This window comes from Bacteroides oleiciplenus YIT 12058, from assembly GCF_000315485.1.
In the GTDB taxonomy this organism is placed as follows: Bacteria; Bacteroidota; Bacteroidia; order Bacteroidales; family Bacteroidaceae; genus Bacteroides; species Bacteroides oleiciplenus.
Map to the genome: position 1 here is coordinate 34933 of NZ_JH992947.1, position 20952 is coordinate 55884.

A 20952-nucleotide genomic window follows, 5' to 3' on the forward strand; every position below is an offset into this window, starting at 1 on the left:
CATTTTAAATTATGAACTTAGCTAAATATGCATTAGACAACACCAAGATTGTCTACTTCTTTCTCGCCGTGCTGCTCGTTGGCGGCATACTGTCGTTCAGCAGCCTGGGAAAGAAAGAGGATGCGCCTTTCGTTATCAAAAGCGCGGTCATCATGACCCGCTATCCGGGGGCGGAACCAGCCGAAGTGGAACGACTCATCACCGAACCTATCTCCCGCGAAATACAGTCAATGAGTGGCGTATACAAAATCAAGTCGGAGTCCATGTACGGACTATCCAAAATAACGTTTGAACTTCAACCCGCCTTGTCTGCAGAGTCCATTCCGCAGAAGTGGGACGAACTGCGCCGCAAGGTTCTCAACATACAGCCGCAACTGCCTGCCGGTGCCTCCACTCCTACGGTATCGGATGATTTCGGCGATGTATTCGGCATTTATTACGGTCTGGTGGGCGACGACGGTTTCTCCTACGAGGAAATGCGCAACTGGGCGGAACGCATCAAGACCCAGGTCATCACCGCCGACGGAGTTATGAAAGTAGCCCTCTTCGGCACTCAAACCGAAGTAGTAAATATTCTCATCTCCGTCAATAAACTGGCGGGAATGGGCATTGATCCCAAACAACTGGCAAGCCTGCTGCAATCACAAAACCAGATTATCAATACCGGAGAAATCAACGCCGGAGAACAGCAACTGCGCATCGTTGCCAACGGCACGTACACCACCGTGGACGACATCCGCCGACAAGTGATTACCACCCCCGGCGGACAAGTGAAGCTGGGCGACATTGCCGTCATCGAGAAAGGCTACATGGACCCGCCCTCCAACATCATGCACGTCAACGGACGGCGTGCCATCGGCATCGGTGTCTCTACCGACCCGACCAAAGATGTAGTGAAAACAGGCGAACTGGTAGATGCCCGGCTGGCAGAACTGCTCCCGCTCATCCCGGTCGGTCTGGAACTCGAAAGCCTCTACCCCGAAAACGTGATAGCCCGTGAAGCAAACAACGGTTTCATCATCAACCTGGTAGAGTCTATTCTGATTGTTATTGTCATCATCATGCTGGTGATGGGGCTGCGTGCAGGAATACTTATCGGCAGTTCGCTGATATTCTCCATCGGCGGCACGCTGCTCATCATGTCTTTCCTCGGCGTAGGACTGAACCGAACTTCCCTGGCAGGATTCATCATCGCCATGGGTATGCTGGTGGACAACGCCATCGTGGTGACAGACAATGCGCAAATAGCCATTGCCAGAGGCATGGATCGACGCCGGGCTCTGATAAACGGTGCCACGGGGCCGCAGTGGGGATTATTGGGCGCCACGTTCATTGCCATCTGCTCCTTCCTGCCGCTTTATCTGGCTCCTTCGGCCGTAGCGGAAATCGTGAAGCCACTGTTTGTGGTACTGGCCATTTCTTTGGGATTAAGTTGGGTACTGGCACTTACGCAAACCACTACCTTCGGTAACTTTATTCTGAAAGCCAAGTCTGGAGATGCCAACAAAGACCCGTACGACAAGCCTTTCTACCACAAATTCGCCTCCATCCTCAGCATATTGATAAAGAAGAAAGTGCTGACTTTAGGAAGTATCATCATACTGTTCATTCTGTCGCTCGTCATCATGGGACTGATGCCGCAGAACTTCTTCCCTTCACTGGACAAGCCGTACTTCCGTGCCGATATTTTCTATCCGGACGGTTACAGCATCCGCGACGTCGAACGGGAAATGAAACAAGTGGAAGCGCATCTGCTGCAACAGCCGGAAGTGAAACGAATATCCACTACCTTCGGCAGCACACCACTGCGCTACTATCTGGCTTCCACCTCAGTCGGCCCGAAACCGAACTTTGCCAATATTCTGATTGAACTGACCGATAGCAAGTACACCAAGGAATATGAGGAGAACTTCGACGGGTACATGAAAGCCAATTATCCGAATGCCATCACCCGCACCACGCTCTTCAAACTCTCTCCCGCCGTGGATGCCGCCATCGAAATAGGTTTCATCGGCAACAATGTGGACACATTGGTGATGTTGACGGACAAGACCCTGGAAATCATGCACCGCGACGCTGACCTCATCAACGTGCGTAATTCGTGGGGAAACAAGATACCCGTGTGGCGACCGGTTTACAGTCCGGAACGCGCCCAGCCTCTAGGTGTTTCCCGGCAGAGCATGGCGCAGAGCATCCAGATAGGCACAAACGGCATGACGCTGGGTGAATATCGCGAAGGAGACCAAGTATTGCCAATTCTGCTAAAGGATAACACGATAGACTCTTTCCGTATCAACGACCTGCGCACACTTCCGGTATTTGGCACCACCAAAGAGACCACTACGCTGGAACAGGTGGTCAGTGAGTTCGATTTCCAATATAAGTTCTCTAACGTGAAAGATTATAACCGCCAGATGGTAATGATGGCACAAGCAGACCCACGCCGTGGAGTGAATGCCATCGCTGCTTTCAACCGGGTATGGGAACAGGTGCAAAAAGAGATTCAAGTACCGGAAGGCTATACCATGAAATATTTCGGAGAACAAGAAAGCCAAGCGGAAAGCAACGCGGCACTGGCTGCAAACTTGCCACTGACGTTTTTCCTGATGTTCATCACGCTGCTGTTCCTGTTCCGCACATACCGTAAACCGATTGTCATCCTGTTGATGCTGCCTCTTATCTTCATCGGTATTGTACTGGGTCTACTGGTACTTGGCAAGTCTTTCGACTTCTTCTCTGTCCTCGGTCTGCTTGGATTGATTGGCATGAATATCAAGAATGCCATCGTACTGGTGGACCAGATTGACATAGAAGCTGCTACAGGAAAGGCACCACTGGATGCAGTGGTCAGTGCCACTACCAGCCGTATCGTGCCAGTGGCAATGGCTTCGGGAACTACAATTCTGGGGATGCTTCCATTGCTGTTCGACGCTATGTTTGGCGGTATGGCAGCAACGATCATGGGTGGTTTGCTGGTGGCTTCGGCTCTGACGCTGTTCGTGCTGCCCGTAGCCTATTGTGCAATACATAAAATAAAAGGATAATTATGAAAAAAGAACTCATACTCATATTACTTTGTTGCTCCGGTCTGACTGCCGGAGCGCAGCAATACCTCAGTCGTGAAGCCTATCGCGACCGCGTAGAGGCATACAGTCAGGTACTGAAACAGCAACGTCTGCAAACCGTGGCAAGCACCGAAGCACGGAAAATTGCTTCTACAGGCTTTTTGCCGCAAATAGACATCACCGCCGAAGGTACCGCCAACCTCAACCACCTCGATCAGTGGAACAGTCCGAAAGGCGAATACCGCCCCTACACCTACCAAGCCCTTGCCACCTTGGCGCAACCGCTCTATACCGGCGGCTCTCTGATAGCCCAAAAGCAAATGGCGAAAGCCGATGAGGAACTCTCCCAACTGACCACTGAGTTGACGCTCGATCAGATTCACTACCAGAGCGATGCCGTCTATTGGAATGCTTCTGCCGCCCGTGCCGGGCTCGAAGCTGCCGCAGCTTTCCAAGACATCATACAGCGTCAGTACGACATCATTCAGGACCGTTTCAACGACGGCGCTATCAGTCGCACTGACCTGTTAATGATTTCCACCCGCAAGAAAGAAGCGGAATTACAATATATCAAGGCCCGCCAGAATTATACCCTCGCCCTGCAAAAGCTGAATATCCTTATGGGCGTCTCCCCCGGCACCCCCGTAGATAGCCTATGCGAAATCAGCACTCCCGGCGAACCGGTCACTCTGCTTGGCCTCGATGATGTCCTCCCCCGCCGTGCTGACTATGCCAGCACCGGAGTCAACATCATCCGGAGCGAAGCGCAACGTCACGCTGCACTCAGCAAATACAACCCGCAGGTCAGTATGTTTCTCGCCACCGGATGGGATACGGGTATCACTTACATGGGGCAGGAAATACCTCATACTCCCGTGGCAGGCATCAATGTGAGCATCCCCATTTTCCGTTGGGGTGCCCGCTTCAAGACGAACCGGCAACAAAAGGCATATATCGGTATGCAAAAGCTACAACAAAGTTACGTCACCGATAATATTCTTGAAGAGCTATCCGCCGCTACAACGAAACTGACAGAGACAGAGCAACAAGTAAAAACCGCCCGCGAAAACATGACTCTTGCCGAAGAGAACCTCGACCTCGTGACGTTTTCCTACAATGAAGGGAAATCAAGCATGGCTGACGTACTTTCCGCACAGTTATCGTGGACACAGGCACATACGAACCTGATAAATGCGCATCTGGCTGCAAAGATGGCGGTGGCGGAATACAGGAAGGTAATTAGTGAATAAAGAAAGACAATTATCCAACAAAAAGAAGAACACAAATTACGCGAATTATACGAGTTCATCTTATTGATAAACTTATTTATATAATTTACGGATTTGTGTTCTTTTATACCCCTCTCATTATGGAGAAGGAAACCAGTAATCCCTATTCCCTAGAAAACGAGTATGGTATATCATCATCCAATACACCTCTCTTTTTATTCGGTTCATCACTCATCATAACTTCAAATTGTCCTCCTTTCAACAAATCTGCATGGCATAAAAAATTCTTATTCCACAGTTTCCCGTTGATAAAGAACTTATCAATATAATAATTGCATTCACTATTGTCGGGCGCAGAAATCACCAACTGTTTCCCATTTTCCAGATACAAGGTCGTTTTCTTGAACAAAGGCGCCCCTAACACATATTGGTCAGTACCTGGACATACCGGATAAAAGCCTAAAGCACTAAAGACATACCAAGCTGATGTCTGCCCGTTATCCTCATCTCCGCAATATCCATCCGGAGTAGGTGCATACATACGCTCTAAAACCTGACGTATCCAATACTGCGCCTTCCAAGGTTGTCCGGCATAATTGTACAAGTAAATCATGTGCTGAATCGGCTGGTTGCCATGAGCGTAATTACCCATATTCATCACCGTCATCTCGCGTATTTCATGAATCACCTGCCCGTAATAACTTTCATCGAACAATGGAGGAACTGTAAACACCGAATCAAGCATCTGCACAAAACGCTCCTTGCCACCCATTAGCTCTATCAATCCTTGAGGATCATGGAATACCGACCAAGAATAATGCCAACTATTTCCTTCCGTAAATGCATCTCCCCACTTCAGAGGAGAAAAAGGCACTTGGAACCGTCCATCCTTATTGCGTCCACGCATAAGACAGCTTTCTATATCGAACACATTACGATAGTTCATTGCACGTTTCGCAAAAAGTTTCAGTTCCTTCTTTGGACGCTTCAAAGCTTTAGCCAACCGATAGATACACCAATCGTTATAAGCATACTCCAACGTACGAGCTACATTCTCATTAATATTCGCATCATAAGGTACATAACCCAATTCATTGTAATATTCATGCCCCAGCCTCCCCGTGGAATGTACCTTAGGATGTACGTGCTCAGTTCCGTGCAATAAGCCTTCGTACAATGCATTCACATCATCCACCTTAACGCCTTTAAGATAAGCATCTACCAGCACAGAAGCCGAATTATTACCAATCATACAGCCTCGATGTCCTGGACTTGCCCATTCAGGAAAGAAACCGCTCTCCTTATACGTATTAATAAGTCCCTCCTGTATCTGCTTGTTCACCGAAGGATACATTAGATTGAGGAAAGGAAACAAGCAACGAAAAGTATCCCAGAATCCCGTATCGGTATACATATAACCCGATAAAACCTGCCCGTTGTAGGGGCTATAGTGTATTGGTCTTCCTGCTTCGTCCAGTTCGTAGAATGTCCGTGGGAAAAGCAGCGAGCGATACAAGCAAGAGTAGAACGTACGGTACTGGTCGAGGTCGCCTCCTTCCACTTCAATCCTCCCCAAAACCCGATTCCAGGCATCCTTACCTTTTTGAACTAATGCTTCAAAGCTATCATGCCCCAACTCTTTCAAATTCCGGTCCGCTTGTTCAAAACTTATAAAAGAGGAAGCAACACGTGCATGTACTTTCTCCCCCTTACGGGTTTTGAAACCAATAATTGCTCCCGCATGATCGGTCACCTGCTCGTTTTGTCCATCCTGTACAACACCGCCGGCCACGGTAACCTGATAGGTGAAAGGTTTATCAAACTCAACAATAAAGTAATTCCTAAAGTTTTCAGAAACACCTCCACTATTACGTGTACTATATCCGATAATCCGGTTTTTCTCTGGCTGAATTTTAATATACGAACCTTTGTCAAAAGCATCCACTACAACATAAGAATGATCATTTTCAGGAAATGTGAAACGAAACAACGCAGCACGATCAGTAGATGTGAACTCAGTGACGACGTCATATTCTGCCAGATACACTTTATAATAATGAGGCTGTGCCACTTCTCCTTTATGCGAAAACCAACTGGAACGCTTATCTTCATCAAACTCCGGCTTCCCGACTATAGGCATAATAGAAAACTGCCCATAATCGTTAATCCACGGACTAGGCTGATGCGTTTGCTTAAAACCCCGGATTTTATTGGCTGTGTACATATACTGCCATCCGTCACCCATTTTCCCTGTCTGTGGTGTCCAAAAGTTCATTCCCCAAGGACGTGCAATAGCGGGATAAGTATTGCCGGTGGAAAGTTCAAAAGTAGACTGTGTACCCATGAGAGGATTGACATACTGCGTGAAGTCTTTGGCATGTACTCCAAACAGATAATTCAAAAAACAAATTAATACAAACACTTTTCTCATAATGTTAAGCATTAGTTTTTATTCCAGATGCAAGTCTGCACTCATCAAAAACGTATTATAAGGTCCCCACTGAGACGATATAAACCATATTTTATCCTCATTATCTTTGAGAGGGTGCAAATAAGCACAATAATGAGAAGGATACAACAGTTTAGGAGAACTCCATTGCGTTATATCTTCTGCTGTACAATAGAGTATCCCACTCTTCTTTATTACGGGATCCTTATCATAGTTAGGATCATAATTATAAGTCAAAATCCAACGTTTGAACTTTCTATGCCATAATAATGATGCTTCGCCCACAGGCCCCCGAAGAATAGGAGTTGCAGCAGTTTCTTTACCACGTACCCACTTCTTACATTCTCCATTCCAATATTCATAAGACTGCATATCAAGGATATCCTTTTCACGAAAACGGGCCAGATAGGCTGCATCTCCGCGCCCCGATTGTGTGCCAATCATATAAACCCAGCCTTTGCGCTTGGCATAAGTTATCTGGGAAAAATGGCTATCAGCAGCAAATGTGACTTCATTGCGGCGTGTCCAAGTACTTCCACCATCTTCAGACGCATAAAGCGATGAAAAGTTAGTGAGCCAGCGTCCATGCCCCCCTCCCCAATTATGGATGTTCATATAATGCACATAGTCCCGTTTTCCGGCACGAATAGCACCGGTCGGAATGGAAGTTTGATATACATCCGGATTTGTTTTTCCACCCGCACAAATTTCACGGGCTTTGCCTTCAGAATCCAGTAACATGGAATCAATTTTTAATCCATCTTCCAGATAAACATCTGATGAGAAAGCAACTACATTAGAGCGCCAATTGGAACCATTGCCACCATTTTTATTAATGACAAAGCCTTTACCACTGGTATCACCAAAAAAGAGACCTACTTGTTTTTTACCGGTACGCCACATTAAACCTAAGTCCGTACCATAAACATCAAAATCAGGTCCGGTATTATTAGGACTATAGATTGTCTCACCGGGAAGTGTATCCCCTGTAACACGAGCAACTTTACGAACATTCGTTATGTGGAGCGTTTTTCCACCTTTTGAGGGCGAAGGTTGCATGGCTTCAGCAGTTCCTGTGATACCACAAACGGCAAAGCCCAGCAATAAAAGATATCTGTTATTTATCCAATTCATTTCTTATCGTTTTCTGTTATATATATTATTTTACCTTATTGAAAACAAGTACATCTATTCAATTCTTTCAAGTGTGATTAATGTTAATTCAAATTCGTCCCTCCCTTTATTATTCCTAACATGCACAGTAATGGAATTAGTTTGCTCCGTCAATTCGATATCTCCTACATATACTCTATCTTTAAATAATTCCTTGTCCCCCCTACTTGATATCCAATCGGACAGTTGCTTTTGACGCTGCCAGATTTGAAAATCCGCTCCATTGTTTTTTTCAAAATAATTAATCAGTACTTTATATTTTCCTTCGGGAATGTCATTCAACATGATACGCACAGTCCCTTCATGCTGGGTGGTCATACGAATACCTCTTTCATTCACTACCTGGACACCTCCACTCGGTGTCAGCAACATCAACTGCGGAAAGTAAACATGAATGGTAGGACGATAGACTGTCCGTTGTTCATCAGAAGGTTCAATTCTATCAGATAAAGGTTGTGCTGCATAGAAAAAAGCGACGGAAGTATAGTCGACCGGGAAATTATTCTTCACTTCGCCATGTTCCATTCCATGATAGATTTCATTTTCATAAGACATTTTATCAGACAAAAAGAAACGATAACCACCGGTTCGTGCCATCGGAAGAGAGTAATCCAGACATCCATGAATAGGAAGGCTATTACCTCTATCCCAACGATCCAACAAAGCATACCAACCACCATTATAATAATCTTCAGAACCAGTCCCATGTAGCCTCATCTTATTATCTACATAAGTGCTGTCATCTCCTTCAAAAAAGAGGGTCATACCAGGACGCAAACCTTGTGCCTGATGCATAGTACCCACATAATGCCCTTTCCCCTTCTGGGCTAAGAAGCGGTGAAACATACCCAATGGAGTCTTTTCCCTATGCCACACAGAATAGAACTTACCTTCTTCTTTAGCATTACGTTTATTGTTGTTATAATAAATTCTCACATTTACAGAGATGGGAGATTGCTGTATATTATCCCTTTTCTTATAAACCAATTTGAGAGAGGCAGATTTATCGAAAGGCATAGGAAGATAGCAATAGTTGGAAGTACCTTGCTTCCCCATCACAATACTGCGCATGGCCCCTTTACCAAAAGCGTATCCGAAGAAATCGGCAACAGGAGAATAAATAGCCTCAACTTTTTCATTGTCCCACTTGGCAGAAAGTATCACATCTTTATATAAACCTTCAAAAGAAGTTCCCCCATCAATCTCCACACCTACAATCCGCCCCGGTTCGTCCATTTCAAAGAAAGGCATTTCTTCACCCGGTTTGAGGGTGAATGTTGTTTCTTTCGTCTGTATATCAGCCGATTTACCAAGTGTATAATTGACTACTTCAGGAGTAATATCAGCCCATATCTTATTAACTTCAGAAAGCAATTTCTTGTCTTGCAGCGAGAACTCTCCTGTGTAAGTTTCTACTTTCTTACCCGGCAGGGCACGATATTGAATCTGGATGAATTCCAACTTTGGACCATCAAAAACAATTTTACATGATTTTTTGTAGGTTATTGGCAGGTAACAATAAAAACCACCAATCTCGTTTCCGCAAATCGGTTTGGTAAAAGGATAAACTTTACCAGAAAAGAGATCGGAAAATTTAATCTTTAAGCCTGGTTCTTTTTGACCATCAAAGTAGAAATATAACATATGGTCTGTAGGTGTAGGGGTCCAGATACGGTTAATCACACCAGGACCTTCCATCTCAGCAATAACAAGCCGACCGGCTTCTTTACGAAGAAAAGAGTAGGTTCCGGCAAAGCCATCGTCATTACCCCAAGTTCGGTCGTAACTCGAGAACTGTTCGACATAAGAACCTGTACGGTATTCCGGCAATTTATCCACTCTTTTAAGTAATTCCAGTTCATCGGTCCACCTGTATGTCTTCTGCGACATTAGCTGGGAACTGAATAACAGGAAAAGAGTCAATAAAATTAAACTATTGTTTTTGAGAATATTCATTGTTTCGTTATTAGATTAATATAAAAAATATTGTTTACCCGCTTTACTTAATACTCCAGTAAAGCGGGGTTTTCATTAAATGTTTTCCATAGTAGCTCACCAAATAAAGTGTTCGCCCAAGCAAACCAACTTCTGGTAAACTTCTTAGGATCATCTTTATGGAAAGATTCGTGCATGAAACCGGTTCCGGCATGCGTGTGTTGCAATGTTTGTATACATTGCTGGATTTCTTTACCATCTTTGGAAGTCAAAGCTCTCATAATGATACTCATCGGCCATATCATATCAGCACCAATATGATGTCCTCCGATACCCTCGGCCATTCTGCCTTTGAAGAAGAATGAATTGTCCGTCGACCACACAAACCTTCTTGTATTCTCATAGATAGGATCATTACGATCTGTCCCACCTAAATAAGGAAGAGCTAATAAATTAGGAACATTGGCATCATCGCTCAAATAAGCTGAACCGAAACCATCCACTTCGAATGCATATACTTTACCATATTTAGGATGATTAACCACAGCATATTCCTGCAAAGCCTTACGAACTTCGTCACTCAACGCCATCAATTCATCTGCCAAAACATTGTCTTTTGAAATCTTACGCACCATTTCAGATGCTTGTTTCAGACTGGCTACAGCAAAGAAATTAGAAGGAATCAGGAAAGGAAAAATAGTAGCATCATCACTGGGTCTAAAAGTAGAACAAATTAACCCCACAGGATTGGTCTTGTACCCTACTCCACCCATTGGCACAGCGTCAATGGCCCATTCTGAAGTTCTACGGAAACTATAAGACCCATTACCATCTTTCCTTTGCTGTTCTTTACAAACTTTCAGTATAGCTTTTATCGCTTCCTTCCATTGCGTATCAAAAGGAGAAGCATCATTTGTCTTTTTCCAATATCCGTAAGCCAAACGAATAGGATAGCAAAGCGAATCTAATTCATATTTACGTTCATGGATACCCGGTTTCATCTCAGTATGGTCACTAGTCCAACGGGTGTACTTTTTATCATCATCATAGAAAGCGTTAGCATACGGGTCCTTTAGGATGAATGTTGTCTGTTTGTTGATAACACCGGCAATCATCTGCTGTAGCTTCTTGTCTTCAGACATGAAATCTAAATACGGATACACCTGTGCCGAACTATCTCTTAACCACATGGCATCAATATCGCCGGTAATGACGTAAGTATCCGGACGACCATTCTTCTCCGAATAATAAATAGTTGTATCCAATGTATTTGGGAAACAGTTCTCAAACAACCATCCTAACTCTTTATTCTTCACTTTCTTTTTGAAAGTATCAATAGCCTTCTCTATAGCCGGGCTCTTGAAATGTCTTTCTGACGGAACTCTTCTCACTGCAGGAAACAGAGTCAGAGAATCACTCTCTAATGAATTTCCAGAATGGGCAAATACCATACTCTTGTTTAATGCATATCCAGCACCTAATAAACCTACTCTTTTTATAAAATTTCTTCTGTTCATGATACTAAAGATCTAATTATATTATTAAAAAACAACCCTATTGTAACTTAGTGATATGCAAAACCGAACCTCCGTCCATAGCCAAAGGCAAATTCAGTACGTCAGTCCGGATAACCTTGCGTACTTCCTTATTTAAGTGATTGGCATTCTCATCCACATCAGCAGCATCCGTATAGATAGTAGCTTCGTAATCCCCCTCATCCAAGAAGTCCAATTTCAGTTGCAAAGTGCGAGCAGTACTGTTATTCAAAGTACCTACCCACCAATCGGAACCATTGCGGCGGGCCACTGTAACATATTCATTAATCTTTGCCAATGGTACGCGTATTTCATCCCATGTACCCGGAACAGTACGCAAAACTTCAAAACCTGGTTGTCCTTCATAAGCCATAGGGGTATCACACAGAGAAGTGAGATGATTCTCCAGAACCACATACATCGCCATCATATGGCAACGGGTACTCATTACATAAGGGTTAACATACTGAATCTTGAATTGGGAACGTGGTAAAGCACGGAAACCACCCAGATGGTAGTCTGTAGCCCCAGCAAGCATACGAGTAAAAGGGATAGAAATATCATGGTCGGCATTCACAGCATTGTCCCATTTACAAACCTCGTAATTTAGTGCTCCTTCACGGGTAAACTCATTCGGATAAGTGCGCACAAGCCCCGAAGGCTTGCTAGAGCCGTGGAACTGGATAAATAGGCGATGTTTAGCAGCACACTTCAGAATATCTTCCTGTATACATATCATTTCCTGATCATTACGATCCATAAAGTCAACCATTAAACCTTTTACACCCCACTTCTCATACAAAGTAAAAGCTTCATCCAGTTTGTCGTACAACGGGCGCCAGTTTACCCAAAGATGTATACCCACACCTTTACTTTTTGCATACTCTGCAATGCGTGGCATATCCAGGCAAGGAATTGGTTTGGTAACGTCGGCATCAGGACCTGAATGACCAAAATTAAAGTTTTCATCATAATACCATGGAGTTTCGGCATAACCATAAATTCCATGGGCATCCAAACCGTTGCGGGCGGCAAAATCAATATAGTATTTATTCGTATCAAAGTTATTACCAGGCGAGAAAGTGCTATCGGGAACCACATTTCCGTTCCACCAAGTAAACGTTGTGCGGCACGGTTTGATCCATGAAGTATCTTCTATCGCACATGGCTCGTTCAGGCTGGTCAGAATATTGGATTCCAACAAAGCCCCAACCCGCTCAGCTATTGAAATCACACGCCATGGAGTACGATGCGGGAATGTACTGATTTCTACTTTAATTTTTTCCTGTCCAGGGTGTGGCGAAAGCTTGCCTACCAGTTTATCCTTTTCTTTCATCAGATACATACCTGCATAATCCCGTATAGCAGCCTCCGTAATGGATACACAGGTATTGTCTTCAAACTGAAATGTAACAGGCATTTCAATCAGTTTTTTCCCGGCAATATCATCATACTTCACACGATTGTAAACGTTCTCATGGGTATTTACATAGCCCGGAAGGTACATCAACAAAGTCATCGGATTGCCATTTAGATTAAACTGAGTCTTTTCATCATACATCACATACGAGTCCCACCCTTCTTGCTCAGGAAACTCATAGCGAAAGGCTACTCCGTCATTAAAAGCCCTTACAATTAAATTAACCAAACGAGTAGGAACAGACTTCTCTTGCAAAGGAATAATGACTTCATTACAATAGTTACGCGCAACACTTACTTTACCAATAATCAGCTCATAAGTTTCATCAATAGACTTACGGCGTACTTTACCAGTTTTGATATTATGACCAAAATCACCATTGTCAAAGCTAAATCCTAATAAAGAGTTTGTCACAATGGGGCATTTCTTATAATCCACATCATAAGTTATTTTTTCAGGTTCTATTTTCAGTGAAAATTTAAGTTTCCCGTTAGGTGATGAAACTGAAATTCGCTGTTGCGCAGAAACAATCATAGAACAGAATAAAAGGACGTATAAAACAAAAAACTTTATCATCATTATATTAATTATGATTCAATATGATTACTCGCTGACTAAATCAGCTTAATCCGTTTTTAGAGATTAAGCTAATTCAGCCAACAGGTAATGTTCTATATTATTAATTGGACTATTTAGAATCAAGGAATGCTAACAGTCTTAACTTCAGCATAATTATAGCGCTTGGCACCAGCAATATCCTTATCAATACGCGCTCCAACACGTAAATAATAAGTTCTGCCTGCTGGAAGTTCTCCTTCTGTTGTCAAGGTAATTACCTTCCCTAAAATATCATTCACCGCAGCACCACTCAAATGCTTATCATATCGGTCATCAAAGTTATTATTCCCGACATAAGGACTTGATCCGTTAATAAACAGGTAAACATCAGAAATCTGTTGCTGATAATCAACATGATTTGTACCGCGGGTAATCTTAGCTTGAATAGTAATCTTTTTATCCTCGACAACAGGCTCACCTACATATTCCACACGCAAGAATGGTTCAACTTCAAAATTCAGAGTAACTGTTCCTTTAATATCTGTCGTTATACTCTCATCTGTTAATACTTGACCATTTCCACCTTTCAAAACCAAAGGAACAAAAGCACCTTCCGGTTCAATATTGTAATTGCCTTTAAAAATTTTAGTATTATTGAACGTGCCATCTTGTTTCACTGTGAAATAATAAGGGGTAGGATTATCACTCCAGCTATATTCCATCAACTTGATGCGAACACCATTATTTCCCGTTTCCGTTAGAAATGGTTTTTGCGTTCCCTTATCGATAATGGCTCCTTTCAATGTTTCCTGAGGCTCTTCATAATTATCAAACTTCTGACAAGAAACTGTCCCCAATAAAATAAAACTTACTACTAAAAAATAACCTATCTTTCTCATATTCTATTCCTTTATTAAATTAATAACCTGGGTTCTGGGGAATTCCATCACTATTCACAATATCCCCCGGTATATCCAGATAATACCAACGAGAGTCAGCTGTATAACGAATCATTTTCTCATCATAGCGGGCATCAAAGAACCATTTATTTGCTTTATCCGCATAAAATGGCATCAGAATCCGGTAAATTCGATTATTCTGTTCCTTATCCAAAGTACGCCAGCGTTTCAAATCCCACCATAATTTATTCTCAAAGCCCAGCTCCTTACGTCTTTCTACACGAACTACCTCTATCGTTATTTCCGAGACATCTTCCAATAAAGTGGCTCCGGCACGCTCTCGAATTTCGTTAATACAAGCATAGGCATCCTCTTTATAGTTTGCTCCCCCGCCAGCTTCAGCTAATTCCATCGCCGCTTCAGCACGATTCAGCAACACCTCACCATATCGTAACTCAATCCATGACTGTACAGAACGGTTCAGCACCACAAGCGACGCCTCTAATTTAGGATCCAGATATTTGCGAACAGAGAAACCGGAAATAGCACTAGCGTTATCATTATGGAAACAACCACTTCGCCCGGCAGGATTCATTAACTGTCCATTAGACAATTGATAAGGAACTTGCCCACTGCCACTTGCACTTGTGACAATAAGGTCCTTACATTCACTGGATTCATATTTAGAAAGCGTACCCTCAGGGATTAACGGGGAAATACCGCCTTCTACCGATCCGATATAAATACCCCGCCAGATTTCAACAGCCTCACCTTTAAACTGCTCACCAGGCAAAATAACAGTGGCTCGCAGACGCGGTTCTGCATTTCGAAAGAAATCCGTCAGATTATCATACAATACATATTTGCCATTTTCCATCGTTTTTATACGCCCGTTCTCATCCTTTGGAAAGCCATCAAACATTTCCACAAAATCCAGTGTAGGACCTATAGCCGAGGAATAGCCTCCGACCATATATTGCCGGGGAATAGCGAAACAATCATATCCATGTACTGAACTGGGATACAGATACTGACGGATCAAGATATTCTCAGAACTTCTGTCATTAAAGAACATATTTACAAAATTCTGATATTGAGCTTCCTTGTCATCCGCTTTCCAATCATCTTTATACAATGAAAAATGTCCTTCCAATAATTTTGCTGCGTCATAAGCTTCTTTGAAATATTCAGTAGCTTTTTCCGCAGAAATACCACATAGACGTTCTCCACTTTTCTCATCTACTAATGTTATTTGATTATATCTTGCTATAGAACCGGCAAATAACATTGCTCTTGACTTGAGTGCAGCGGCCGCGTATTTTGTAGCTCGGCCTAACTCATTCGTTTCCGGAAGTAAACTATATGCATCATCCAGATCTTTCTTGACTTGCTGATAAACGGCATCTTCCGAAGAACGCGGTAATTTCAATTCATCAATAGACTGTCCTGGATATTTCAAGACTTCATTTACAAGAGGGATACCTCCATAGCGCTTCACCATAGCAAAGTAGATAAAAGCTCTATTGAACAGCATTTCCCCTTTCCAAGTATTTACATCCGAGTCATGAAAATTAGAAGCATATTTAGGCAAAGTTTCCAAGAAGTAATTAATGTCACGCAAGGAAGCATATGCATCCCTCCAGTACTTGGTATTTTCACTTTGAGCTCCTTTACTTTGGTTAGCACAAATAGCTTCACCATCCATTACACTCATTCCGGTCATTGTATAGCCATTAAAGAAACCTCTTTCCGGAGAATAACGAAAGTCCTCCATAGGCATGCCACTATAAATGCGGGCCAAATAACTATATATACCATTTTGTGATCCGAATACATCAGTATCCTGAATAACATTCAAAGGTGGAAGATTCAAATCCAGACATGCAGACATCGTAAAAGTCAATGCCAGACACCATAAATATCTTAATGCTTTCATGATATTATTATTCAATTAAAATTTAACATTTACGCCAATAGAAAAAGTTCTATTCAACGGATACAAGTTACCCCACGTATCATTACCAGAGTGTTCCGGATCAAACGGTACCCCTTTAACAGTAAACAAATTATAGCCATTTACATATAAGCGTAAATTTTTGATTCCACTTTTTCCAATCCATTTTTGCGGGAACGTATAGCCTAATTCGGCACTTTTCAAACGAATATAGCTTGAATTATGTACATTGTATTCGGACCATTCATCAGACAATGTACCCGTATAAGCATATTCACCGCTTATCCACTTCGTAGAAGGATCATAAGGATCAGCTGTCGGATCTACCGGATGCCATCTATCCATAAAATAATCTAATGCATTTGAATAATCACTACCCCACATCGGTTCACGCAACTGTTCTATATAGCGATTATATTGCATAGCAGCTCCTTGAAATAAAAGATTCAGATCAAATCCCTTCCAATTAGCTCCCATATTCAAGCTGAAGTTGATTAAAGGGCGGTTTTCATAACCAATAGGATGTCTGTCCAGGTCGGAGATAATGCCATCCCCATTCCAGTCTTGATATCTATAGTCACCGGGCAATGTACCATAACCGGTAAAAATACCACTGTTTGCAATATCTCCATATGAGGTATAACGGCCACCATCACCAAATCCCCAAACTATATTTTGTAAACGATCATTATTGTTATTTCTCCAATTTTCATAAGAATTTCCCGATTCACCACGTTCCACATATTTAGACTTAGTACGAGTGTAAGAGAAGATACCCTTCAAATTATAACGCAAATCACCAATACTATTGTAATGAGATACTTCAACATCAAAACCATGTGTAAAATCTCCGTTCAAGTTTTCCTGAGGCAGACTTGCACCTACAATTGATGGAAGACTGGTTGCGCGAGTTGCCAATAAACCAGTACGGGACCGACTAAAGTAGTCAACGGTAAGACCCAATAATCCATTCCATGCATCCAGATCTATACCCACATCAAATGTTTTGGCAATGTACCAGGTTATAAGTGGATTAGTGATACCTTTATTCGCTACTGCATTTATATAAGAACCATTGAAAACATATCCTCCGGGACGTCCGCTGGCATCGCCTCCAGCAGGATAAGTGTATCCCGTAATGAATTGATAACTGGAAGCATTATCATCTCCCAACTTACCATAGGACAGACGTATTTTTGCATTATTAATAAAAGCCAGATGAGAATCTTTCCAGAAACCTTCCTCAGAGATACGCCATCCTAAAGAGCCTGAGGGGAAGAATCCCCATTGAGAGCCAGTGCCAAATCTGGAAGAACCGTCATAACGGAAACTGAATTCAGCCAGATACTTGGACTTATAATCATAACCGAACTTACCTACTAATCCCATATTAGCCATTTGGTATAGTTCATTACCACCAGTTCCCATGTTGCCTTCTTGGTTTGCCACATTCCCCGCAAACAGTTTATCCAGATTCAAGGATAGTTCTCTCCTAGCAAAAAAGTTATCACCGTCACGGCGCTGACCTTCCAATAGCAATAATCCTGTTACATTATGATTCTTCTGAAAAGTATGTGCATAGTTTAATGAAGCCTGATACAACCAAGATTGCTTCGTGTAATGTTCACGGCGGTAAGTAGCCGGCACCTGGAGCTTACGAACTGCATAGACATCCGTTGCAGCATCATACTCATACTCGTTGAATGATTTGGAATAAATGCTATTATCGGCTATTTGATAGTCATAGCTGAACATTCCCTTTAATTGCAAACCTTTTATCCAAGGTAGATCATAAGTGACCTGTGCAGAAGTCTGAAACCATTTATTGTTATATTTCTTATTACCTACCTGGTCGGCATCCATCATAGCTACCGGATTATCACCTTCAATCCAGCCATACATTAAATATTCAGGATTATTATTTGCGTAAATGGGTTGGGTGGCCGGTGCACGTTGCATAGCACGTATAATCCAGTCCGCATTCGTATAAGGCTGATCTTTCTGATCCATGATTCCACTCATATTAAAATTAACGGTTAACCGATCTGTAATTTTACCGGTCACGTTAGAGCGGACATTAAAGCGATCGTAATCCAGGCTCTCACTACGTAAGAATGATTCCTGATACATATATCCTGCACTCATATAATATTGTACCTTTTCATTACCACCACGCGCACTTAAAGTATGTTGGGTTTGCGGAGCCAGTGGGCGCATCACTGCATCATGCCAGTCGGTTCCCTGCTTTGTCCCATTACGATAAGCTTCAATCTCATCCAGCCCAAAGACTAAAGAACCACCATTCACATTATGCATACTCTTTTCATTCTTCAGTGTCATCCAATCGGCAGCACTCACACTCTTTACTGAACCGGAAGGATTCTGCCATCCAAAGTTTCCTGAATACTCCAGCTCTACATGCCCAGCCTCTCCCTGACGGGTAGTAATCAAAACAACACCATTTGCTGCACGTACTCCATAAATTGCAGCAGATGCATCCTTCAATACAGAAATAGACTCAATATCATTGGGAGACAAACGGGACATATTATCGCGAGGTACTCCATCAATAATAATCAAGGCATCACCCATACCACGAATATCAAAATTATTATTGAATGAGCCCGGCTCGGCAGATTTTTGCATAACACGAACGCCTGATATTTTACCGGTTAGCATATTCTGAGTATTCTCATTCTTGGTAGAAATCAGTTGCTCATTTCTGATGGCTGCCACCGCACCGGTTAATGAAGCCTTTTTTTGTATACCATAGCCCACCACTACCACTTCACTCAGAATCTGAGTGTCTTCTTTCAACAATATATTGATTTCCGTTTTATTACCAATAGTAACAACTTGGGTAGTATAACCAATATATGAGATTTTCAAGCGTACAGCATCAGTTGGAGCCTCTAAAGAAAAATATCCATCTACATCTGTAATAGTGCCATCGGAAGTTTCATCAATCGTAACAGAAGCGCCGATAACAGGTTCTTGAGCCTCATCTGTCACCCTACCGGTTATTCTGCGAACACTATTCGATGTCTGCTCTTTATTTTTATTCATTGGTTTATAAATAGTGATGCGTTTGCCTTCCACTTTATGCTTGATGTTTTTTCCAGAAAACAGCATATCCAAGACCTGTTCTATAGTTTTATTCTTTGCATTTATAGAAACTTTCTCATTTGTATTAACGTCATTGTTCCTCACCAGGAAAGAATATCCCGATTGCTTTTCGATATCCCGAAAGATTTGAGTTAAAGCCACATTTTTCCGTTGTACAGTAATACGGATATCTTGATAAGGGATTGCATTGGCTGTAAATGTTGCCATTATGGAAAATAAAACAAGCACAGTAAACAGCCGTACGGGTATAAAAAGTCGCTTAGAGTGATAAAATAAGCAAATCACTCCTTGAATATGATTTTTTTTCATACATTTGTATCGTTAAAAAAATTATGCAAATAGTTTTTAGATTCACGAATCGGAGAGCATGGGGTCAATATGTTTCTCCGATTCTTTTTTTTAAGTGGTGTTTTTCATCTCATTCATTTTTTAGGGTTAAACATTCATTTATCAGTTATTGTGATCACATTGTCTTTTCTCGTCCATACATACTTATTGTCTACATCCAGATAGTCTAACATTTCTTCTAAAGACAGCTTAGAATTAATGCTTCCTGAGAAGATTTCTGTTTTCATATGTTCAGATTCAACAATAATCCGTACATTATAATGTCGTTCCAGCTCTTTCATTATATCAACCAAAGAAGTATTTATGAAACTCAAGCGTCCAGTAATCCACAGAGCCGCCACTTCCGCATCTGTATCCTCCGAAAACAGAGATCTGGATTTTTTATCATAAACAGCCCGTTGGTTGGGATTCAAGACTACATTGCCTATTGTTTCGGATTGGGAGAATACATTTACCCGTCCTTTGACGAGGGCTATTTCCACATTCGATTCATCCGTATAAGCCCGTACATTGAAAACAGTTCCCAACACCTTTACATTCAAATCTCCGGTATGTACAATAAACGGTTTGTGTTGATTCTTCTGCACCTCAAAATATCCTTCACCGGTCAAGTAAACATCCCGATTCTTATTCTTCATAAAAGAGGGGTCATACTTCAGAACGGAGCCAGAGTTCAGACAGACCACTGAGCCATCAGGCAATACAACCTTTGTTTGTGAGCCCAACGGCACCTCCATTTGACACAACACAACATCCTGGGAAGTTCTCCACACATCATCCCACACATAATAGCATGCAATGGAAGAAGTTATCAGCAGAACAATGACTGCCGCTATGCGACGTATAGACTTCCAAGTAATACGATGTGATGATGAGTTCCGTAAAGACGTGCTTTTCTCCAAATTAATCCTACGCAGCAGTTTCTCATAGTTATCAGCCTCTTCTGCGACAAAGTGTGGTATTAATAGTTTCGCATGAATTGCAGACAAGTCTTTGAATCTTTTCCTATAATGAATATCTGATCTTAACAGAGTATGGAATTTCTGCATATCTTCTCCTGAAAGACTACCAGTCATGTAATCCATCATCCATTTATCAAATTCTTCATTATTTTCCTTCATGAACTTATGCATTTAATAACTCTTTATATAGAATACACATCTCATGCAGAAAACATTTATCCGAAAAGCTTTTTTTTTCGTATTATTTTAGAGAAAGTATTTCATGGATATTTAATTCATTAGAAACCAACAAAATATAA

11 protein-coding genes are annotated in these 20952 nt (G+C 42.2%); 2 read left to right on the forward strand and 9 right to left on the reverse strand.

All coding sequences use genetic code 11. The features are described from left to right. Positions 1 to 11 precede the first annotated feature (11 nt). Positions 12 to 3044, forward strand: coding sequence for an efflux RND transporter permease subunit (locus HMPREF9447_RS26250; RefSeq protein ID WP_009132676.1), 3033 nt, complete (start codon positions 12 to 14; stop codon positions 3042 to 3044). A 2-nt stretch (positions 3045 to 3046) separates the two neighbouring features. Then, complete coding sequence (locus HMPREF9447_RS26255; RefSeq protein ID WP_009132677.1) at positions 3047 to 4315, forward strand: TolC family protein; 1269 nt, start codon at positions 3047 to 3049, stop codon at positions 4313 to 4315. Positions 4316 to 4457: 142 nt separating this feature from the next. Here HMPREF9447_RS26255 and HMPREF9447_RS26260 read toward each other — a convergent pair whose 3' ends face one another. The 9 genes from HMPREF9447_RS26260 to HMPREF9447_RS26300 all read right to left on the reverse strand — a co-directional run bounded on the left by HMPREF9447_RS26260 (position 4458) and on the right by HMPREF9447_RS26300 (position 20812). Next, positions 4458 to 6725: a GH92 family glycosyl hydrolase gene (locus tag HMPREF9447_RS26260; protein WP_044138776.1), complete on the reverse strand. Its 2268-nt coding sequence runs from the start codon at positions 6723 to 6725 to the stop codon at positions 4458 to 4460. A gap of 18 nt (positions 6726 to 6743) precedes the next feature. After that, positions 6744 to 7877, reverse strand: a complete 1134-nt coding sequence (locus HMPREF9447_RS26265) for a DUF4185 domain-containing protein (protein WP_009132679.1) — start codon at positions 7875 to 7877, stop codon at positions 6744 to 6746. A 54-nt stretch (positions 7878 to 7931) separates the two neighbouring features. Next, positions 7932 to 9806, reverse strand: coding sequence for a glycoside hydrolase family 172 protein (locus tag HMPREF9447_RS26270; protein ID WP_244267673.1), 1875 nt, complete (start codon positions 9804 to 9806; stop codon positions 7932 to 7934). Between the two features lie 113 nt (positions 9807 to 9919). After that, positions 9920 to 11368, reverse strand: coding sequence for a glycoside hydrolase family 125 protein (locus HMPREF9447_RS26275; protein WP_009132681.1), 1449 nt, complete (start codon positions 11366 to 11368; stop codon positions 9920 to 9922). A 37-nt stretch (positions 11369 to 11405) separates the two neighbouring features. Next, positions 11406 to 13382, reverse strand: coding sequence for a glycoside hydrolase family 97 protein (locus HMPREF9447_RS26280; RefSeq protein ID WP_009132682.1), 1977 nt, complete (start codon positions 13380 to 13382; stop codon positions 11406 to 11408). A 122-nt stretch (positions 13383 to 13504) separates the two neighbouring features. After that, positions 13505 to 14263, reverse strand: coding sequence for a DUF3823 domain-containing protein (locus HMPREF9447_RS26285; RefSeq protein WP_009132683.1), 759 nt, complete (start codon positions 14261 to 14263; stop codon positions 13505 to 13507). Positions 14264 to 14282: 19 nt separating this feature from the next. Beyond that, entirely contained in the window at positions 14283 to 16199 is a 1917-nt protein-coding gene (locus HMPREF9447_RS26290; RefSeq protein ID WP_009132684.1) for a RagB/SusD family nutrient uptake outer membrane protein, read from the reverse strand. A gap of 15 nt (positions 16200 to 16214) precedes the next feature. Then, a complete protein-coding gene (locus HMPREF9447_RS26295; protein ID WP_167549138.1) occupies positions 16215 to 19550 on the reverse strand; it encodes a TonB-dependent receptor in 3336 nt (1111 codons plus the stop codon). Between the two features lie 236 nt (positions 19551 to 19786). Beyond that, complete coding sequence (locus tag HMPREF9447_RS26300; RefSeq protein WP_009132686.1) at positions 19787 to 20812, reverse strand: FecR family protein; 1026 nt, start codon at positions 20810 to 20812, stop codon at positions 19787 to 19789. Between the last annotated feature and the right edge of the window lie 140 nt (positions 20813 to 20952).